Source organism: Streptomyces sp. AC602_WCS936 (genome assembly GCF_019049125.1).
In the GTDB taxonomy this organism is placed as follows: domain Bacteria; phylum Actinomycetota; class Actinomycetes; order Streptomycetales; family Streptomycetaceae; genus Streptomyces.
The window spans coordinates 1-19,785 of record NZ_JAGMUF010000039.1; the positions used below are offsets into that span (position 1 = coordinate 1).

At 71.1% G+C, this 19,785-nt stretch carries 19 protein-coding genes; 6 read left to right on the forward strand and 13 right to left on the reverse strand.

The genetic code is table 11. From position 1 onward, the window contains the following. Positions 1–137 precede the first annotated feature (137 nt). The 3 genes from KUM03_RS14590 to KUM03_RS14600 all read right to left on the reverse strand — a co-directional run bounded on the left by KUM03_RS14590 (position 138) and on the right by KUM03_RS14600 (position 3,054). Entirely contained in the window at positions 138–596 is a 459-nt protein-coding gene (locus KUM03_RS14590; RefSeq protein WP_217248421.1) for a hypothetical protein, read from the reverse strand. A gap of 20 nt (positions 597–616) precedes the next feature. Further along, positions 617–1,165 (reverse strand): RNA 2'-phosphotransferase, encoded by a 549-nt coding sequence (locus KUM03_RS14595; protein ID WP_217248423.1) that lies wholly within the window; start codon positions 1,163–1,165, stop codon positions 617–619. Positions 1,166–1,302: 137 nt separating this feature from the next. Then, positions 1,303–3,054: an SDR family oxidoreductase gene (locus KUM03_RS14600; protein WP_217248425.1), complete on the reverse strand. Its 1,752-nt coding sequence runs from the start codon at positions 3,052–3,054 to the stop codon at positions 1,303–1,305. 221 nt (positions 3,055–3,275) lie between these two features. Between KUM03_RS14600 and KUM03_RS14605 the strand changes: the two genes are divergently transcribed. The 5 genes from KUM03_RS14605 (at position 3,276) to KUM03_RS14625 (ending at position 7,130) form a co-directional block, all read left to right on the forward strand. Further along, positions 3,276–4,238 carry an ABC transporter ATP-binding protein gene (locus KUM03_RS14605; RefSeq protein WP_217248836.1) on the forward strand — a complete coding sequence of 321 codons (963 nt, stop codon included), beginning with the start codon at positions 3,276–3,278 and terminating at the stop codon, positions 4,236–4,238. Next, positions 4,228–5,136 (forward strand): ABC transporter permease, encoded by a 909-nt coding sequence (locus tag KUM03_RS14610; RefSeq protein WP_217248427.1) that lies wholly within the window; start codon positions 4,228–4,230, stop codon positions 5,134–5,136. Before KUM03_RS14605 ends, KUM03_RS14610 begins: the two co-directional genes overlap by 11 nt. Next, positions 5,133–6,044: an ABC transporter ATP-binding protein gene (locus tag KUM03_RS14615; protein ID WP_073725991.1), complete on the forward strand. Its 912-nt coding sequence runs from the start codon at positions 5,133–5,135 to the stop codon at positions 6,042–6,044. Before KUM03_RS14610 ends, KUM03_RS14615 begins: the two co-directional genes overlap by 4 nt. Before the next feature lie 11 nt (positions 6,045–6,055). After that, on the forward strand, positions 6,056–6,775 hold the full coding sequence (locus tag KUM03_RS14620) for an ABC transporter permease subunit (protein WP_217248429.1): 720 nt from the start codon (positions 6,056–6,058) through the stop codon (positions 6,773–6,775). A gap of 118 nt (positions 6,776–6,893) precedes the next feature. Next, on the forward strand, positions 6,894–7,130 hold the full coding sequence (locus KUM03_RS14625) for a hypothetical protein (protein WP_217248430.1): 237 nt from the start codon (positions 6,894–6,896) through the stop codon (positions 7,128–7,130). A gap of 256 nt (positions 7,131–7,386) precedes the next feature. Here the strand turns inward: KUM03_RS14625 and KUM03_RS14630 are convergent, their stop codons facing one another. From KUM03_RS14630 to KUM03_RS14670, 9 genes are all read right to left on the reverse strand, one after another. Continuing rightward, positions 7,387–8,232, reverse strand: a complete 846-nt coding sequence (locus tag KUM03_RS14630) for an HAD family hydrolase (RefSeq protein WP_217248432.1) — start codon at positions 8,230–8,232, stop codon at positions 7,387–7,389. Continuing rightward, positions 8,229–9,506 carry a serine--tRNA ligase gene (serS, locus tag KUM03_RS14635; protein ID WP_217248434.1) on the reverse strand — a complete coding sequence of 426 codons (1,278 nt, stop codon included), beginning with the start codon at positions 9,504–9,506 and terminating at the stop codon, positions 8,229–8,231. Before serS ends, KUM03_RS14630 begins: the two co-directional genes overlap by 4 nt. Positions 9,507–10,088: 582 nt before the next feature. Beyond that, complete coding sequence (pheA, locus tag KUM03_RS14640; RefSeq protein WP_217248441.1) at positions 10,089–11,021, reverse strand: prephenate dehydratase; 933 nt, start codon at positions 11,019–11,021, stop codon at positions 10,089–10,091. An 80-nt stretch (positions 11,022–11,101) separates the two neighbouring features. Further along, positions 11,102–12,430 (reverse strand): iron uptake transporter deferrochelatase/peroxidase subunit, encoded by a 1,329-nt coding sequence (gene efeB, locus KUM03_RS14645; protein WP_217248445.1) that lies wholly within the window; start codon positions 12,428–12,430, stop codon positions 11,102–11,104. Between the two features lie 8 nt (positions 12,431–12,438). Beyond that, positions 12,439–14,421: a copper resistance CopC/CopD family protein gene (locus KUM03_RS14650; RefSeq protein ID WP_217248448.1), complete on the reverse strand. Its 1,983-nt coding sequence runs from the start codon at positions 14,419–14,421 to the stop codon at positions 12,439–12,441. Between the two features lie 13 nt (positions 14,422–14,434). Beyond that, positions 14,435–14,944: a copper chaperone PCu(A)C gene (locus tag KUM03_RS14655; RefSeq protein WP_217248450.1), complete on the reverse strand. Its 510-nt coding sequence runs from the start codon at positions 14,942–14,944 to the stop codon at positions 14,435–14,437. Continuing rightward, positions 14,941–15,591, reverse strand: coding sequence for an SCO family protein (locus KUM03_RS14660; protein WP_217248452.1), 651 nt, complete (start codon positions 15,589–15,591; stop codon positions 14,941–14,943). The genes KUM03_RS14655 and KUM03_RS14660 overlap by 4 nt, the downstream gene beginning before the upstream one ends. A gap of 126 nt (positions 15,592–15,717) precedes the next feature. Then, positions 15,718–16,470 (reverse strand): YcnI family protein, encoded by a 753-nt coding sequence (locus KUM03_RS14665; protein ID WP_217248454.1) that lies wholly within the window; start codon positions 16,468–16,470, stop codon positions 15,718–15,720. Positions 16,471–16,623: 153 nt separating this feature from the next. Continuing rightward, entirely contained in the window at positions 16,624–17,463 is an 840-nt protein-coding gene (locus tag KUM03_RS14670; RefSeq protein ID WP_217248464.1) for a hypothetical protein, read from the reverse strand. Between the two features lie 272 nt (positions 17,464–17,735). Between KUM03_RS14670 and KUM03_RS14675 the strand changes: the two genes are divergently transcribed. Then, positions 17,736–18,197: an ATP-binding protein gene (locus KUM03_RS14675; RefSeq protein WP_217248466.1), complete on the forward strand. Its 462-nt coding sequence runs from the start codon at positions 17,736–17,738 to the stop codon at positions 18,195–18,197. Between the two features lie 25 nt (positions 18,198–18,222). Here the strand turns inward: KUM03_RS14675 and KUM03_RS14680 are convergent, their stop codons facing one another. Next, the gene (locus KUM03_RS14680; RefSeq protein WP_217248469.1) at positions 18,223–19,716 is read right to left on the reverse strand and encodes an aminopeptidase P family protein; all 1,494 of its coding nucleotides are present in this window, start codon (positions 19,714–19,716) and stop codon (positions 18,223–18,225) included. Positions 19,717–19,785: the final 69 nt, after the last annotated feature.

Here is a 19,785-nt window from a genome sequence, read left to right on the forward strand (position 1 = left end):
CAGCCGACCCGAGAATCAGCGGCTACGAACTCTCTGCACGGCGCCCAGCTGACGTAACCAGACGCGAGTACCGATCAGTAGTTACGGGACAACGCTTAAGCGGCCGACCCGGGTTTCACGTGAAACATGCACGGGCGTCACCGCACGCGGCTGCTCAGCCACGGGGTGAGGAAGACCATCGGCATGAATTCCTTGTGCGCGCGATCGCCGGGCAGCGGCACGATCAGACGGTAGCCGGGCGGAAAGCGACGCCCCTTGACGTAGGCCAGGCCACTGAAGACGGAGCGCAGGAACGCGGGAACGTCATCGCGCGGGATGTCCGGGCACTCCACGCCCTCGACGTCGATCAGGGCGTCGCCCTCGTGGAAGAGCCGGACGCTCACCCGGGGCACTCCACCGAATTCGACGAAGGCCTCGTGGGGGAGGGAGCCGTCGGCGTCGATGACCACACCCACGCCCGCGGCGCTGTGGCGGGAGGTCTGGTCGGCACCGATGTCGTCGCCGACCTCGATCTCCAGCGCGTACTCCTCGGCAATGGCGCGCAGGGCGGTGACGGCGGCCTGCGTGGTGGGCAGCTGCTCCATGCCACCGATCATGCGGGATCAGTGCCTGGCGATCAATGCCGGGCGGGAAAACGCAGATACCGCGGCGGTACCGCCTTCGTCAGCCAGACGCCGTTGGCGCTGACATGGAAGACATGTCCCTCGCGGTGCATGGCGGCGGCGTCCACCGACAGCACGACCGGCCGGCCGCGGCGGGCGCCGACCCGGGTCGCCGTCTCACGCTCGGGCGAGAGATGCACATCGTGCCGGTTCATCGGCCGCAGCCCCTCGGTGCGGATGGCGTCCAGGTGCCGGGCGACGGTCCCGTGATAGAGGTACGGCGGCGGGGTCGCCGGGGGAAGGCCCAGGTCCACCTCGACGCTGTGGCCCTGGCTGGCGCGGATACGGGTGCCCTCGACCGCGAAGCGCCGTTTGTCGTTGTCGGCGACGACGTGGTCGAGCTCGTCCCGAGTGAAGTGGAAGCCGTGCGCGGCCGCCGCGGCGATGAGCGTGTCGATCTCGATCCAGCCGGCCTCGTCGAGTGCGAGCCCCACCCTCTCCGGCTGGTGGCGGAGATGCTTCGACAGGAACTTGGACACCTTCACGGTGCGTCTGTCGTCCATGGGTCCTCGTGGCATGTCTCTCGGCATGCAATCAGCCTGACGACAGAGACGCGCGTCACGCGAATGATTTTGAGTCGGAGGTTTGATCCACAGTCAAGTGCGGTTATCCACAGGCCTTTTGAGTCTCCCTGTGGATATCAGAGCGGCGGCTTCACCCGAGCGAGCCGCCTCAACACGCGGGGGAAAACGCGGGACATCAGGTGGGCTCCCCGCGCCTCCGGCGTCACCGGAACCACGGCCCTGTTGTGCGCCACCGCCTCCAGAACGGCGTCGGCGACCTTCTCCGGCGGGTAGTTGCGCAGTCCGTACAGCCGGGCCGCGCGCCGCTGCCGCCGCTTCTCCTCGTCGGCATCGACGCCCGCGAAATGCGCTGTCGACGTGATGCCGGTCTTGACGAGGCCGGGGCAGATCGCCGTGACGCCGATCCCCTGCCCGGCCAGCTCGGCGCGCAGGCACTCGCTCAGCATCAGCACGGCCGCCTTGGACGTGCTGTAGGCGGGCAGTGCCCGAGAGGGCTGGAAGGCCGCCGCCGACGCGATGTTGACGATGTGACCGCCCTGCCCGCGCTCGGCCATCCGCCCGCCGAACAGGCGGCAACCGTGGATCACGCCCCACAGGTTGACGTCGAGGACCTTCTTCCAGTCCTGCGGGGTGGTGTCGAAGAAGGAGCCCGACAGACCGATCCCGGCGTTGTTCACCAGGACGTCCACCACGCCGTACTCGGCGGCGACCCTGCCCGCCAGTTTCTCCATGGCCTGCTCGTCGGAGACGTCGGTGGTCTCCGCCCAGGCAGCCGCCGCACCGATCAGCCGGGCCAGCTCCGCGGTGCGGACGGCCGCCTCGGTGTCCCGGTCGACGGCCACCACGCGCGCGCCGGCCTCGGCGAAGGCCAGCGCCGTCGCCCGCCCGATGCCGCCTCCCGCGCCCGTGACCAGCACGAGCTGCCCGGCGAAACGGTCGGCGTGCCGGCCGCTCGCCGTGGCCCCGTGCCCGCCGCCCTCGACAGCGGTGACGAACTCCGTGATCCAGTCCGCCAGCCTGTCCGGGCGAGTCCGCGGCACCCAGTGCTTGGCGGGCAGCGTGCGACGGGTCAACCTCGGTACCCACAGCTCCAGCTCGTCGTAGAGCCGCTCGGAGAGGAAGGCGTCCCCCAGCGGCGTGATGAGCTGAACGGGGACGTGCGCGTGGGCGTCGCCGCGCGGGCGGCGCAGCCGGGGCCGGACGTTGTCCCGGTACAGCCACGCCCCGTGTGCCGCGTCCGTCGGGAGAGAAGTGGTCGGGTAGTCGCCGCCGGGCACCTTCTCCAGCCGCCGCAGGATGCCCGGCCAGCGCCTGCCGAGCGGTCCGCGCCAGACCAGTTCGGGCAGCACCGGTGTGTGCAGCAGGTACACGTACCAGGACTTGGCGCCCTGGCCGAGGAGCTGGCCGACCCGGCGCGGGGTGGGGCGCCTGAGGCGCTTGTTGATCCAGTGCCCGAAGTGGTCCAGCGACGGCCCGGACATCGACGTGAAGGACGCGATACGGCCCCTGGTCCGCTCGACGGTGACGAACTCCCACGACTGCACCGAGCCCCAGTCGTGGCCCACCAGGTGCACGGGCCGGTCCGGGCTGACGGCGTCCGCGACGGCCAGGAAGTCGTCCGTCAGCTTCTCCAGCGTGAACCCACCGCGCAGCGGGCTCGGCACGGTGGACCGGCCGTGACCCCGGACGTCGTAGAGGACCACGTGGAAGCGGCCGGCGAGGCGCGCGGCCACCTCGGACCAGACCTCCTTGCTGTCCGGGTAGCCGTGCACCAGTACGACCGTGGGGTGCAGCGGGTCGCCCAGTTCGGCCACGCACAGTTCGACCCCGCCCGAGCGCACCCAGCGCTCCCGCGCACCGTCCAGCACCGTCGACTCCCCTCAGCCCAGCGACGTCGCCGAATCTCCCAGTTGTTAGACCTGCCGTCAATAGAGCGCGGGGCAAGGGCAGGCAGGCCCCCTATGCCCTCGTGCCGTAGCTCTCAGGCACGGCATCCCCTACGGGCCCGTACTACTCGAGTCTGACGCGAAGACGGCTCTCCGGTCTGACGACCTGAGTGGCGCCCGTCACTACTGTCATGGATGTGACTGTGATCGCGACCGAAAGCCTGAGCAAGCGGTTCCCCCGGGTGACCGCCCTCGACCGGCTCTCCGTGGACGTCGGACCCGGTGTGACCGGACTCGTCGGTGCCAACGGCGCCGGCAAGTCCACTCTGATCAAGATCCTGCTGGGTCTGTCTCCCGCCACCGAGGGCCGGGCCGAAGTGCTCGGACTCGATGTCGCCACCAAGGGCGCCGACATCCGCGAGCGAGTCGGCTACATGCCGGAACACGACTGCCTGCCACCCGACGTCTCGGCCACCGAGTTCGTCGTCCACATGGCACGCATGTCCGGCCTGCCGCCCACCGCCGCCCGCGAACGCACGGCCGATACCCTGCGCCACGTCGGCCTGTACGAGGAGCGGTACCGGCCCATTGGCGGCTACTCCACGGGCATGAAGCAGCGCGTGAAACTCGCGCAGGCCCTGGTCCACGACCCCCAGCTGGTCTTCCTCGACGAGCCGACCAACGGCCTCGACCCGGTGGGCCGCGACGAGATGCTCGGCCTCATCCGCCGCATCCACACCGACTTCGGCATCTCCGTCCTGGTCACCTCACATCTGCTGGGCGAACTGGAACGCACCTGCGACCACGTCGTCGTCGTCGACGGCGGAAAGCTGCTGCGCTCCAGCTCCACCACGGACTTCACCCAGACCACGACGACCCTCGCGATCGAGGTCACCGACACCGACGAACACCCCGACGGCACCCGCGCGGTCCGCGACGCGCTCCACGCGCGCGGCGTGAACGTCCAGGACGGCAGCGGCCTGCCCGGCGCCGGCCACGTCCTGCTGCTCACCGCGGCGGGCGAGGACACCTACGACCTGGTCCGGGACGCCATCGCCGACCTGGGGCTCGGCCTGGTGCGCATGGAGCAGCGCCGGCACCACATCTCGGAGGTCTTCAAGGACAGCGACGCAGAACGGAAGGAGGCGGTCGGCCATGGCAACTGAGCAGCCCGTAGCCAGTGCGGCGGGTGACCAGACCCGCATCCACAACATCGGCTACCGCAACTACGACGGCCCCCGCCTCGGCCGCGCCTACGCCCGCCGTTCCCTCTACTCGCAGTCCCTGCGCGGCGCCTACGGTCTCGGCCGCTCGGTCAAGTCCAAGGTCCTGCCGATGCTGCTGTTCGTGGTGATGTGCCTGCCCGCGGCCATCATGGTCGCCGTGGCCGTCGCCACCAAGGCGAACGAACTGCCGCTGGACTACACGCGCTACGCCATCGTCCTCCAGGCCGTCATCAGCCTCTACGTCGCCTCGCAGGCCCCCCAGTCCGTCTCCCGCGACCTGCGCTTCAAGACCGTGCCGCTGTACTTCTCACGGCCCATCGAGACCGCCGACTACGTCCGCGCCAAGTACGCGTCGCTGGCGTCGGCCCTGTTCGTCCTCACCGCCGCACCGCTCGTGGTGCTCTACGTGGGCGCGCTGCTCGCCAAACTCGACTTCGCGGACCAGACCAAGGGATTCGCACAGGGACTCGTCTCCGTGGCACTGCTCTCGCTCCTCTTCGCCGGCCTCGGCCTGGTCGTCGCGTCGGTCACCCCGCGCCGCGGCTTCGGCATCGCGGCCGTCATCGCCGTCCTGACCATCACCTACGGCGCGGTCTCCACGCTCCAGGCCATCGCGGACGTCCAGGGCAGCACCGACGCCGTCGCCTGGATCGGCCTGTTCTCGCCGATCACCCTCATCGACGGCGTGCAGTCCGCTTTCCTGGGCGCCACCTCGGCCTTCCCCGGCGGGATCGGCCCGAGCAACGCCGAGGGCGCGGTCTACGTCCTCGTCACCCTCGGCCTGATCGCCGGCGCCTACGGCCTGCTGCTGCGCCGCTACAAGAAGGTGGGACTGTGAGCACCCTCAGCATCGACCACGTCTCCCGCTGGTTCGGCAACGTGGTCGCCGTCAACGACGTCACCATGACGATCGGCCCCGGCGTCACCGGCCTGCTCGGCCCCAACGGCGCGGGAAAGTCCACCCTCATCAACATGATGGGCGGCTTCCTGGCCCCCTCCACCGGCAGCGTCACCCTCGACGGACAGCCGGTCTGGCGCAACGAGGCCATCTACCAGCACATCGGCATCGTCCCCGAACGGGAGGCGATGTACGACTTCCTGACCGGCCGCGAGTTCGTCCTCGCCAACGCCGAGCTGCACGGCCTGGGCGCCAAGGCGGCCCAGGAAGCGCTCGCCACCGTGCAGATGGAGTACGCGCAGGACCGGAAGATCGCCACGTACTCCAAGGGCATGCGGCAGCGCGTCAAGATGGCCAGCGCCCTCGTGCACAACCCCTCCCTGCTCCTGCTCGACGAGCCGTTCAACGGCATGGACCCGCGCCAGCGCATGCAGCTGATGGACCTGCTGCGGCGCATGGGCGACGAGGGCCGCACGGTGCTGTTCTCCTCGCACATCCTCGAAGAGGTCGAACAGCTCGCCTGGCACATCGAGGTGATCGTCGCCGGCCGGCACGCGGCCAGCGGCGACTTCCGCAAGATCCGCCGCCTGATGACCGACCGGCCGCACCGGTACCTGGTGCGTTCCAGCGACGACCGGGCGCTCGCCGCGGCGCTGATCGCCGACCCGTCGACGTCCGGCATCGAGGTCGACCTCGCCGAGGGCGCCCTGCGCATCCAGGCCGTCGACTTCGGCCGGTTCACAGCCCTGCTGCCCAAGGTCGCCCGCGACCACGGCATCCGGCTGCTCACGGTCTCGCCGTCCGACGAGTCCCTCGAGTCCGTCTTCTCGTATCTCGTCGCGGCGTAGGAGGCCGAAGAATGTACGACCCCACAGTCGCCCGGCTCACCTACCGGGCCCTGCTCGGCCGACGCCGGGCCCTCATCCTCGGCGCGCTGCCCCTGCTGCTGCTCGTCATCGCCGTGGCGGTGCGCGCCCTCGCCGGCGCCGACGACCAGACCGCGGCCGACGTCCTGGGCGGGTTCGCGCTCGCCACCATGGTGCCGATCATCGGCGTCATCGCCGGCACCGGCGCCATCGGGCCGGAGATCGACGACGGCTCGGTGGTGTACCTGCTCTCCAAGCCGATCAAGCGGCCGACGATCATCTTCACCAAGCTCATCGTCGCCATCGCCGTGACGATGGTCTTCTCCGCCGTGCCCACGTTCCTCGCCGGCCTGATCCTCAACGGAAACGGCCAGCAGGTCGCCGTCGCCTACACGATCGCCGCGCTGGTCGCCTCCATCGCCTACGCGGCGCTGTTCCTGCTGCTGGGCACGGTGTCCCGGCACGCGGTGGTCTTCGGGCTCGTCTACGCCCTCGTCTGGGAGGCCCTCTTCGGCTCCCTGGTCCCCGGCGCCCGCACGCTGAGCGTCCAGCAGTGGTCGCTGGCGGTGGCGCAGAAGGTGGCCGACGGGAACCTGGTCACCTCCGACGTCGGCCTGCCGACGGCGACGGTGCTGCTGGCTGCGGTGACCGTGCTCGCCACCTGGTACGCCGGCCAGAAGCTGCGGTCGCTGACGCTCGCCGGGGAGGAGTGACCGGGCGTTGGTCCTGACGGTGCCTTGACCTCGGCCCGGGCAGACTGGGCCGAGGCAGGCGCGGGAGAGCCGGGGAGAACGCGGGAGAACACGAGGACGCAGGGCGGGGAGGACCGGAATGGCGGACCAGACACCTCAGCGCGACGCTCACGGTGGTGACGACCCCTGGGACGGTCTCGTCCTGGACGAGGAGTTCATACGCGACGCCGGGACCTCCGAGCCGTCGGCCCGTGCCCGGATGCTCACCGCCCGCTGGCGCCGGGAGCAGCCGGAACCGCAACCGTGGCGCTCCGACGAGCCGCCCGCCGGGTGGTTCTTCAGCAAGGGCCGACGCCGCAGGTGGCGCCGGCGGTAACGCGCCCTACGTCCGCATTTAATCGGTGGCGCCCGGCTTTCCGTACCGGCACTGTGGTGAATGCACGAGGCCGGACGGCACCGGCGCATCGGGAGGCCGCTTCGAGCACGTCGGCCGTCTCTCGCGAGGCGCCCGGCGTGGGCCACCCGACGGGGACGCCGGTGCCGTCCGGACCGTGCGCGAGGCCCGGCGCCGGGCGGGCAGACCGGCGCCTGGGACGTCAGCGTCAGGCTGGGCGGAGTCAGGCCGGGCGGCGTCAGCCCGCCAGACGCTCCAGCACCACCGCGATGCCGTCCTCGTCGTTGGAGGACGTCACCTCGTCGGCCACCGCCTTCAGCTCCTTGTGGGCATTGGCCATCGCCACGCCCCGGGCGGCCCAGCCGAACATCGGCACGTCGTTGGGCATGTCGCCGAAGGCGATCGTGTCCGCGGCCTTCAGGCCGAGCCGCCGGGCCGCCAGCGACAGCCCGGTGGCCTTGGTCAGTCCCAGGGGCAGCAGCTCGACGATGCCCGCGCCGGCCATGGTCACCGTGACGAAGCCGCCAGCGGTGCGCCGGGCCGCCTCGGCCAGCTCGTCGTCCGACAGGGTCGGATGCTGGATGTAGATCTTGTTCAGCGGCGCCGACCAGAGGTCCGACGCGTCGGTGAACGGCACCGCGGGCAGGTCGCCCCCGACCGAGTAGCCCGGGCCGACCAGGACGTCGCCGTCCAGGCCGTCACGGCTCGCCGCGAGGTACAGCGGGCCGGTCTCCGCCTCGATCTTGGCCAGCGCCACCCCGGCCAGCTGGCGGTCCAGTGTGACCGAGGTCAGCAGGCGGTGCTCCCCGGCGTGGTAGACCTGCGCGCCCTGACCGCAGACGGCCAGGCCGTCGTAGCCGAGGTCGTCGAGGATGTGACGGGTCCACGGCACCGCACGGCCGGTGACCACGATGTGGGCGGTGCCCGCCGCGGTGGCCGCGGCGAGCGCGTCCCGGGTCCGCCGCGAGATCGTGTCGTCACCGCGCAGCAGCGTGCCGTCGAGATCGGTGGCGATCAGCCGGTACGGGAAACCGCCCGGGGTGCCGGCGCCGGCAGCGGCCGTGACGGAGTCGGTGGCACTCACTTGGCCACCGGTTCCAGGACCTCCCGGCCGCCCAGGTACGGGCGCAGCACCTCGGGTACGCGCACCGACCCGTCGGCCTGCTGGTGGTTCTCCAGGATCGCCACGATCGTGCGCGGTACCGCGCACAGCGTGCCGTTGAGCGTGGCCAGGGGGCGGACCTTCTTGTCCTCGCGCACCCGGATCGACAGCCGGCGGGACTGGAACTCGGTGCAGTCCGAGGTCGAGGTCAGCTCGCGGTACTTGCCCTGCGTCGGGATCCACGCCTCGCAGTCGTACTTGCGCGAAGCCGAGGAGCCCAGGTCGGCCGAGGCGACGTCGATGACTCGGAACGGCAGCTCCAGGGAGGTCAGCCACTGCTTCTCCCACTCCAGCAGGCGCTGGTGCTCGGCCTGCGAGTCCTCGGGAAGGACGTAGGAGAACATCTCGACCTTGTCGAACTGGTGCACGCGGAAGATGCCCCGCGTGTCCTTGCCGTGCGAGCCCGCCTCGCGGCGGAAGCACGGTGAGAAGCCGGCGTAGCGCAGCGGCAGGCGCTCGGCGTCGATGATCTCGTCCATGTGGTACGCCGCCAGCGGCACCTCGGACGTGCCCACCAGGTACAGGTCGTCCTTGTCGAGGTGGTAGACGTCCTGCGCGGCCTGGCCGAGGAAGCCGGTGCCGGCCATCGACTGCGGGCGGACCAGCGCCGGGGTGAGCATCGGCGTGAAGCCGGCCGCCGAGGCCTGGGCGATCGCCGCGTTGACCAGGGCCAGCTCCAGGAGCGCGCCGACACCGGTGAGGAAGTAGAAGCGCGAACCGGAGACCTTGGCACCGCGCTCGACGTCGATGGCGCCGAGCAGCTGGCCCAGCTCCAAGTGGTCGCGGGGCTCGAAGCCCTCGGCCGCGAAGTCGCGGTGCGTGCCGTGCGTCTCCAGGGTGACGAAGTCCTCCTCGCCGCCGACGGGGACGTCGGGGTGGACGAGGTTGCCGAGCCGCTGGAGCAGCTCCTGGGTCTCGGCGTCGGCCTTGTCGCGCTCGGCATCGGCTGCCTTGACGTCGGCGGCGAGCTGGCCCGCCCGCTTCAGCAGCTCGGACTTCTCGTCCCCGGTGGCCTTGCCGATGAGCTTGCCGAGGCCCTTCTGCTCGGCACGCAGCTCGTCGAAGCGCACGCCGGACGACCTGCGCCGCTCGTCGGCAGACAGGAGGGAGTCGACGAGCGCGACGTCCTCTCCACGGGCGCGCTGGGACGCGCGCACACGGTCGGGGTCCTCACGGAGCAGGCGAAGGTCAATCACGCGGTCAAGGCTACCGGTGTGCGATGACGGGTCTCGACTCACTATTGCCGATCGCGAGTCTCACGTTCCGTTATGTGGGTATTGCCCGTTGTGTACGCCTCAGGTGCCCTGTGGTCCGGACTGTCAATAAAAGGCGTCTCATTCCCTGGAACGAGCCAGTCGACGAGCGGTGGGTTGACCGGATTCCCATGCACAGAACGGGACTTGGGAGTTCGAGGTGGAGTTCGAGGCCCGTCGGAATCCACAGCCCGGAAAAGTTATCCACAGGCTGTGCGCAAGATCTGTGGACTCTCGGAATTGATCATTCCTAATTCCGGGAGAGGGTTGGTCCAAACCCTCCACGCGCCCACTTTCGAGTGAAAACGGGGCACTCGGTGTCACTCCGGAGTATGGCGGGCAAGAAACAGGTGGACGAGGGGTGACCTGCGGCTCTGTGGATGAAGTGGGGGGCTGTAGGGGGATTTGTCGACTGAATGGCGGTTCGTTGTCGACTTGTCCCCAGGTCGAGAAGAGGACCTGTGGATAACTCCTGTGGACAACGAAGATCGACAGATATGACCTACGACTGGCCGATTCCGGCCGTCAGAAGCGGCCGTCCTGGCAGCGCGCCACCCAGTCCGCCGCCGCCACGAACTCCTCGTCCGAGGTGCCCGGCCGCAGCGCGTCCACGTCCGCCGGCGTGACCCCCGCGCGCGGGTACGACCCGAGGTAGCGCACCTGGAGGCAGGACCGCTTGAGGCCCATCAGGGCGTCGGCGACCCGACGGTCGGAGATGTGGCCCTCGGCGTCGATGCAGAAGCAGTAGTTGCCGATGCCGGCGCCGGTGGGCCGGGACTGGAGCAGCATCAGGTTGATGCCCCGGGTGGCGAACTCGCCCAGCAGGTCACGCAGGCCGCCGGGGTGGTCGTCGCGCTGCCAGAGCACGACGGACGTCTTGTCCGCGCCGGTCGGTGCGGCGGGCCGGGCCGGACGGCCCACCAGCACGAAGCGGGTCTGGGCGTTCTCCGCGTCGTGGATGTCGGACTCCAGCACCTGAAGGCCGTAGCGGCTCGCGGCGAACTCGCCGGCGAAGGCCGCGTCGTACCGGCCCTCCTGCACCAGGCGGGCGCCGTCCGCGTTGGAGGCGGCCGATTCCCAGGCGACGTCCGGGAGGTGGGCCTTGAGCCAGTTGCGGACCTGCGGCTGGGCCGCCGGGTGGGCGGTGACCGTCTTGATGTCGGAGAGCTTGGTGCCCGGGCGCACCAGCAGCGCGAAGGTGATGGAGAGCAGCACCTCGCGGTAGATCATCAGCGGCTGGCCGGCGACCAGCTCGTCGAGGGTGGTGGTGATGCCGCCCTCGACGGAGTTCTCGATCGGCACGAACGCGGCCTCGGCCTCGCCGGTGCGCACCGCGTCGAGTGCGGACTGCACGGACACGTACGGGACCAGCTCCCGGGTCGCCGTCTCCGGGAGTGTGCGCAGGGCGACTTCGGTGAAGGTGCCTTCGGGACCGAGATACGCGTAACTGGCTGGCATGTCCTCACCCTAATGGGCCCCGGCCGAGGCGGCTGACGCGTCTCGCCCAAGCCCCTCGCCGGGGTGAAGCGCGGCCGGTTTCACCCCTCCAGCAGCCGCTGCCCCACGTATTCTCCCTCCGCGGCCCCGCCCGGCACCGCGAACAGGCCGCTCGCCTCGTGCCGGATGAACTGCGACAGGGCGTCCCCCCGGTCCAGCTTGCGCTGCACCGGCACGAAGCCGCGCAGCGGATCGGCCTGCCAGCAGATGAAGAGCAGCCCGGCGTCCGGGGCGCCGTCCGCGTCGAAGCCGTCGTGGTAGGAGAAGGGGCGCCGGACCATGGCCGCGCCGCCGTTCTGGTCGGGGCGGGTGATGCGGGCGTGGGCGTTGATCGGGACGACCAGCTTTCCCGCTCCGTCCGTCTTCTCCAGGTCCATCTCGGTCGTCTCGGTGCCCCCGGACAGCGGTGCCCCGTCGGACTTGCGGCGTCCGATGACGTCCTCCTGGGCCTTGAGCGACAGCTTCTCCCAGTCGTCGAGGAGCATGCGGATGCGACGTACGACGGCGTAGGAGCCGTTCGCCATCCACGCCGGTGCGTTCGTCCCGTCCTTCCCGGGGTTGCCGGGGACGAAGATCCGCTGGTCGAAGTCGGCGTCGGCCGGCTTGGGGTTGCGGGTGCCGTCGACCTGGCCCATGAGGTTGCGGGCCGTCATGGGGTGGGCGGTGGCACCGGGTGAGCGGTTGAAGCCGTTCATCTGCCAGCGGAGGCGGGCCGCCGATCCGGCGTCCTTCTGGATCGCGCGCAGGGCGTGGAAGGCGACCAGGGCGTCGTCGGCGCCGATCTGCACCCAGAGGTCGCCGTCGCTGCGGTTCTTGTCGAGGTGGTTGGAGGAGAAGTCGGGCAGCGGGTCGAGGGCGACCGGACGCTGCTTCTCCAGGCCGGTGCGGCCGAAGAAGCTGTGCCCGAACCCGAAGGTGACGGTCAGGGAGGAGGGGCCCGCGTCCCGGGCCACGTCCGTGTCGTGGGACCCGGCCGGTTCGCCTGCCATCAGCCTCCGCGCGGTGTCGGACCAGCGGCGCAGCAGTGCGGCGGCCTCCTTGCGGCCGGAGCCCGCCGCCAGGTCGAAGGCGATGAGGTGGCCGCGGGCCTGCATCGGCGTGGTGATGCCGGGCTGATGTTTCACGTGAAACTTCACCTGCTCGCTGCCTACCGAGGCGAGCGGGGTGGCCGCGGAGGAGGGTGCGGCGGCGTAGCCGGCGGCGGCGCCCGCCGCGCCGAGTACGAGCCCGGTGGCACCGGCGGTGCCGAGCAGCCGTCGGCGTGAGATGCCCTCCCGAGTGGTGTCCTGGGCGTCGGCGGGCCCGGATGCGCCGGGCGTCCCACGGTTCGCCTCGGGGGTGCGGGTCTCCGGGTTGGACTGGTCAGCCATGGTGCGGTTCAGCCGATCTGCGCGTTCTTGGAGACGGTCACCTGGTCGATGTCGGAGGTCCGTACGGTCACGGCGACCTCCCAGTCGCCGGCCATCGGGATCTGTACTCCGCTCGCCGACCAGTGTCCGGTGGTGATGTGGTCGGGGACGACGGGCAGTGGCCCGATGTCCTTGGCCTTCTGGGTGAAGGCGACCTTCACCTCGGGGATGTCGACGGCGGTGCCGTCCGGGCGCTCGACGTAGAGGTGCAGGTCGTTGGCGCCGACGCGGGCGGGGTCCAGTTCGACGCGTACGACGCCCTTGCCGTTCTGGCCGCCGGTGTCGAAGGGCATGTCCAGGGTTACCGCCCCGGAGGACGCGGACGCGGCGGCGGAGGACGACGGGTTGGCGGCCTTGGCCTCCTCCTCGGTCCGGCCCGGTTCGGTCTGGGTCAGTACGGTGGTCACGGCGAGCAGGACGACGGCGACTCCCGCCTCGGCGAGCACGGAGCGCCGTAGTCCGAAGCGCTGAGGGTCGGCGTCGCGTTGCCTCTTCTGCCGGGCGGCGTCCATGGCGGCGCGCTGTCTCGAGAGCTGTGCGGCTCGTCTGGAGTCACCGGAGCCGGCGGTCGCGGCGGATGCCTTCGCCGTGCCGGTCACCTTGCCGGACGCCTTGCCGACGGCGGTCTTCTCCGGCGTGCTCGCTTCCTCCGCCGCTCCCGTTTTCTCCGCCGCCCCCGCTACCTCCGCGGTCTCCTCCCGCTGCCGGACCATCGCCGGCCCCGTCTCCGCCAGCCGTGCCGTCCACCGCCGCGACAGGTACGCGATGCCGACCAGTACGGCCACGAGCCCGATCTTGACGAGGAGCAGCTGCCCGTACCGCGTGTCGGTGAAGGCCGTCCAGGAGCCGAGCTGACGCCAGGACTGGTAGGTGCCGGTCGCCACCAGCGCGACCACGCTACCGAAGGCGACGCGGGAGAACCGGCGTACGGCGAGGGCGGGGACGGGTGTCTCGGCGGTCGCCCGGTACAGGGCGACGAGCAGGGCGGTGAGGCCGCCCAGCCAGGCGGCGACGGCGAGCAGGTGGACGACATCGACGGGCATGGCGATGCCCGCCTGGAGGCCGACGGAGGCGTGCTCGGACATCGCCCACGTCGCCGCGAGGCCGGCTGCCACGACGGTTCCGCCGATCGCGAGCCCGAAGCTGAGGTCCCGCTTCTCCTCGTCCTCCCGTTTGTCGTAGGCCCCGAAGAGGACCGCGATGAACAGGGCGGCCGCCGCGAGCAGGAGCAGTCGGGAGACCAGTGCCGCACCGGACTTGGTCTGCAGTACCTCGCCGAGCAGGCTCAGGTCGAAGACGTCACCGAACTTCCCGGAGCTCGTGTAGGAGCCGCGCAGCAGGAGCAGCAGGAGGGTGGCGGCGGTCAGCGCGAGCCATCCGGAGACGACGAGTCGCTGCACGGGCCGTACCCCGGAGCCGCGCGGCCAGCAGGCGAGGACGAAGGCGGCGCCGCCCACCAGGACGGTGAACCCGGCGTACGACACGTACCGCCCGAGCCCGTAGAGCCAGCCGACGACCCCGCCGCCCGCCTCGGTGGTGTAGACGGAGACGGAGGTCTCGGACGGGGCGCCGACGGAGAAGGTGTAGGCCCCGGCGACGGGGTGGCTGTCGGCGGAGACGACCTGGTAGGTCACCGTGTACGTGCCGTCGGGGAGTCCGGCGTGCAGTTTCACGGTGTAGGTCGTGCCGCCGGTGCCGGTGGGCCTGCCCTCGTCGACGCGCTTGCCCTTGGGGTCCAGGACGCGCAGCGAGTCGTCGTCCATGGAGACCGACTCGGAGAAGGTGAGCGACACCTGGGCCGGAGCCTTGTCGACCACCGCCCCCTGCTGGGGATCGCTGCCGGTGAGCGCGGCGTGCGCGGAGGCCGGTCCGGCGGCGGCGAGCAGTGCGCAGGCCGCGGCCAGGAGCAGCAGCACCAGGGTCCGGACGCGCGGGGCGATGGTCTGCGTCAAGGTGGTCCCTCCCTCAGTGTCCGGTGTGTTCGGATTGTCCGGTGGTGGGCCGGTACGTGGCCGCCTTCACGGGGAGCTTGACCGTGACCGGGTCGGAGTGGGCGAAGTGCAGTTCGACGGAGACGGTCTCACCCTGTTCGAGCCGCTGCGTCAGCTTCTCGAACATCAGGTGGTTGCCGCCGCTCTCGAGCACGAGTTCACCGTGGGCGGGGACCGGGAGGCGGTCGACCTCCTTCATCGTCCCGTCGACGGTCTCGTGCACGGTGACGTCACCGGCTTCGCTCGTCACGGAGGTCAGTTCGTCCTCGGCGTCGCCCTTGTTGGTGATGGTGAGGAATCCCGCCGCCATCGAGTCGGAGACCGGCTGCGGTATGTAGGCGGCGCCGACGGAGAGTTCGGCCCCGGAGCCCGGCGAGTCCGAGTCGGAGCCGCCGCAGCCCGTGAGGACCAGCGCGCCGCTCACCGCCACGGCGGCGAGGGCGGGGCGGCCGCCCAGGCCCTTCGGGGTCCTGGTGCGCTTCACGGGTTCTCCCCCTTGATGAGCTTGGGGAGGTCCTTGGTGTAGTCCTCGACGGTGGCGTCCTCGCCGTACAGCACGTAGCCGTCGTCGGACTTCGGGGAGAAGGCGACGACCTGGGTGCCGTGCGTCGAGACGATCTTGCCGTCCTTGTCCTTGGTCGGCGGGTCGATGGAGATGCCGAGGGTGCGGGCGCCGGCCTGGATGGTGTCGAAGTCGCCGGTGAGGCCGACGATCTGCGGGTCGATGCCCTTGAGCCACTTGCCGAGCGCGGCCGGGGTGTCGCGCTCCGGGTCGGTGGTGACGAACACGATCCGGAGCTTGTCCTGCTCGGCCTGGGACAGCTGCTTCTTGGCGACCGCGATGTTGTTCATGGTCAGCGGGCAGACGTCGGGGCAGTGGGTGTAGCCGAAGTAGATCAGGGTGGGCTTGCCGGCGGTCTGCTCGCGGAGGTCGTACTCCTTGCCCCGGGTGTCGGTGAGGACCAGGTCGGGCTTCTCGAAGGGCTTGTCGAGAACGGTGGCGGCCTGCTGGCCGGTGTCCTCGGAGACGACGGTGACGGGCTTGTCGCTGTCGGTGCCGCTGCCGCACGCGGACAGGGTCAGGGAGGCGGCGGCGAGCAGGGCGGCCGCGGCGAACGTCTTCTTGCGCATAGGAAAATGTCCCAGATGTGAGGTGCTCGGGTGCGCGCCGGGGTCCGTCGGCCGACGGGGTCCCGGCGCGCACCGGACGAGATGGTGTGCCGACGTGGTCACGCGGGCACACCGGCGCGGGCGTGTTTACGCCGACGCACCGGAGTCGCGCCGGCGGCCCGCCAGCACGCCGTACGCGACGCCCGCAACGCCGACGACGATGCCGACGGTGCCGAGGACGCGGGCGGTGGTGTCGCTGCTGTCGCCGGAGCCGGACGAGGAGGAGCTGTCGGCGGCCGTGTCCTGCGCGGCCGCCTCGGTGTCGTCACCGGCCTTGGCACCCGACGCGCCGTGGGCGTCGTCCTCGGCGGCGGACAGTTCGAGCACGGGAGCCGGGGTCTCGGGCTCCTCCTGACCCTCCTGCGGCACCTCGATCCAGCGCACGACCTCCTTGTTGGAGTACGTCTGGATCGCCTTGAACACCAGCTGGTCGGTGTCCTCGGGCAGCGCGCCGAGGGAGACGGGGAACTTCTGGAAGTAGCCGGGCTCGATGCCCTTGCCCTCCGCCGTCCAGGTCACCTTGCTGACGACCTCGGTGAGCTGCTTGCCGTGCGAGTCCAGCGGCTTGTCGAGCTTGGACTTGGTGACCTCGGCCTTCCAGCCGGGGACCGGCTGCGGCATCACGGAGGCCAGCGGGTGGTCGGTGGGGAAGTTGATCTCCAGCTTGGTGGTGGAGGCGTTGTCGCGCTCGTTGGGGACCTTGAAGCCGACGGTGGCGTAGCCGCCCTTGGCGGCGGTGCCCTCCGGCTGCACGCTGACGTGCGCGAAGGCGGGGGCGGACAGGGCGAGGACGGCGATGCCGGAGACGGCGCCGGCGGCGGCGATACGGGAAGCCTTCATGGGACGGAGTACTCCGCTTCGAGTGGGTCACCGGCACGGAGCCGGTGACGGGGTGTCGGACGACGGGAGGGACGCGCGCACGCGAGGGATGCGCGCACGCGCGCCTGCCGCACGACGGCGGCCCCTCCGTACTCCGGAAGCGGTCGCGTCGTGTCAGGCGGCGAGGGTGAACGCGTCGCTCGGCGGTCCGCGCCTGATCACCGTGTGCTGGAGCGCGGTGGCGCACGGGCGCGGCGGTACCGGCTGGGCGGCACGCGGCGGGCGCGGGCCCTTGCCGGGAGCGCCGGCGAGGCCGGCGTGCAGCGCGCGCACCAGGGACAGCGCCGCGCGCAGGGCGCGGACGAAGGCCGCCTCGGCCACCGAGTGGGCCGACTGCGCCGACAGTTCGACCAGCCGCGCCAGGGCGAGGTCCCCGCGGCGCAGCAGCCAGCCGGCGGCCAGGGCGGCGAGGACGTGACCGAGCAGCATCGGCAGGGACGGCAGCAGGGCGGCGGAGGGACCGGCCAGCGCGTCGGCGGGGTGGTGCGCGGCGCCGGAGTGGGCGCCGGTGGCCGGGGAGATCCGCGCGTCGGTGAGGATGCGCTGGGCCTCGGCCGGACTGATCGCCGCCGCGGTGGTCCCGCAGACCAGCCGTGCGGCCTGCTGGACCAGTGAGGCGTCGGACGGCGCGCCGGAACCACCCGTGGCCGCGCCGGCGGCCGTGACCGCCGTGGTGCCGTGCTGGCCCAGCCCGAAGAGGGTGTGCAGGGCGGTCTGGCCGACGGTGAGCAGCACCGCGATGCCGGGCAGCGAACGTTCGCGTCCGGCGAGGGGCGCGGCGACCAGGACCGCCCCGAGGAATCCCGCGCCCAGCGACCACAGTGGAACGCCGGCGCAGGAGGCGAGGGTGTGCCCCGCCGCGGCCAGCACGACGCAGACCGCGGCGAACACCGCGGCCCGCAGGATCCGGAGATCGTTTCCGGAGCGCGCCGTTGGCGGGTGGGGGGCAGTCATGGCCGCCTCATCATCGCACTGGCGCCACCCGCCCCGTACGGCAGGTCCACAAGATGCCGTACGACCGGAAGAGGGTGAAAGGGGAGGGAAGAGACCGGAAGCGTCCGGAAGGCAACAGGAAGATCATTGTTGGTGCGAGTCGTCCCGCATACACCGATCGGCGGCAGGGACGCATCCGCCGTTCGGGCGGTCCCGCGCGGACGGCGCGCTTACGTCCGGGTACGAGGGGCAATACGTAACGGTATGTCGAGCCGCGGCCGGGAGGCTGGAGCATGAGCATCTGGTGGTCACTCCATCTGCGGCGCGAGGCTGCGAGCGTGCCCCTGGCCCGGCGCCTGCTGATCGGCACCATGGAGACCGCGGGCGTCGACCCGGACATCTCCTTCGACCTCTCCGTCGCCCTGAGCGAGGCCTGCGCCAACGCCGTCGAGCACGGCGGCGACGACGAGCCCGGCGGCCCCTCGGAGGCGTACCGCGTCACGGCCTACCTCGACGGTGAACGGTGCCGTATCGAGGTCGCCGACACCGGCCCGGGCTTTCCCGCCGGTGCCGCGGGGGCGGGCGTACTGCCTCCGGCGCCGCAGGCCGAGGCGGAGAGCGGACGGGGTCTGTGTCTCATCCGCGAACTCGCCGACCATGTCCACATCGGTGGCACGCCGGGGCGGTCCGGGTCCGTGGTGAGCTTCGACAAGATCCTCAAGTGGCGGGAGGACACACCGCTGGTGGCGGTGTGACCCCGTCGGTCGTGTGCCGGTCGTGTCAGCCCTTCAGCGCGGCCATCCACTCCTCGACCTCGTCCGACCGGCGCGGCAGCCCGGCCGACAGGTTCCGGTTGCCGTCGGCGGTGACGAGGATGTCGTCCTCGATACGCACGCCGATGCCCCGGTACTCCTCGGGCACGGTCAGGTCGTCGGCCTGGAAGTACAGGCCGGGCTCGACGGTGAGCACCATGCCGGGCTCCAGCGTGCCGTCGACGTACGACTCGACGCGCGCGGCGGCGCAGTCGTGGACGTCCATGCCGAGCATGTGACCCGTGCCGTGCAGCGTCCAGCGGCGCTGCAGGCCCAGCTCCAGCACGCGCTCGACCGGTCCCTCGACCAGACCCCACTCGACGAGCCGCTCGGCCAGCACGCGCTGGGCGGCGTCGTGGAAGTCGCGGTACTTGGCGCCCGGCTTGACCGCCGCGATGCCCGCCTCCTGGGCGTCGTACACGGCGTCGTAGATCTTCTTCTGCAGCTCGGTGTACGTACCGCTGACCGGCAGCGTGCGCGTGACGTCCGCCGTGTAGTACGTGTGCGTCTCGACGCCCGCGTCGAGCAGCAGCAGGTCGCCGGAGCGGACCGGGCCGTCGTTGCGCACCCAGTGCAGGGTGCAGGCGTGCGGGCCGGCGGCGCAGATGGAGCCGTAGCCGACGTCGTTGCCCTCGACGCGGGCGCGGAGGAAGAAGGTGCCCTCGATGTAGCGCTCGCTGGTCGCCTCGGCCTTGTCGAGGACCTTCACGACGTCCTCGAAGCCGCGCACGGTGGAGTCGACGGCCTTCTGCAGCTCGCCGATCTCGAACTCGTCCTTCACCAGGCGGGCCTCGGACAGGAAGACGCGCAGTTCCTCGTCGCGTTCGGCGGTGACCTTGTCGGTCAGGGCCGCCTCGATACCGGCGTCGAAGCCGCGCACGACGCGCACGGGGCCGGTGGCCTCGCGCAGGGCGCCGGCCAGTTCGCGCACGTCGGAGGCGGGGATGCCGTGCAGCTTCTCGGCCTCGGTGAGGGAGTGGCGGCGGCCGACCCACAGCTCGCCCTGGCCGTCCAGCCAGAACTCGCCGTTCTCGCGGTCGGAGCGGGGCAGGAGGTAGATCGTGGCCTCGTGACCGTCGCCCTCGGGCTCCAGGACCAGGACGCCGTCCTCGGTCTGGTTGCCGGTCAGGTACGCGTACTCGACCGAGGCGCGGAAGGAGTACTCCGTGTCGTTGGAGCGGGTCTTCAGGTTGCCCGCGGGGATCACCAGGCGCTCGCCGGGGAAGCGGGCGGACAGCGCGGCGCGGCGGGCGGCGGTCTCGGCGGCCTGGGCGATCGGCTCCAGGTCGTGCAGCTCGGTGTCGGCCCAGCCGGACTTCATGCTCTCGGCCAGCTCGTCGGACACGCCCGGGTACAGGCCGTTCTTGCGCTGCTTGATCGGCTCCTCGGTCTCGTCCGGGGCCTCCGGGTTCTCCGAGATCTCCGGGTTCTCCGGGTTCGCCGGGGTGAGCTCCTCCGCCACGGTCATCCTCCTAGGTACGGCACTGGACCACCCCCATCGTACGGTCGTACGGAAGGGGGCCCAGGGCCG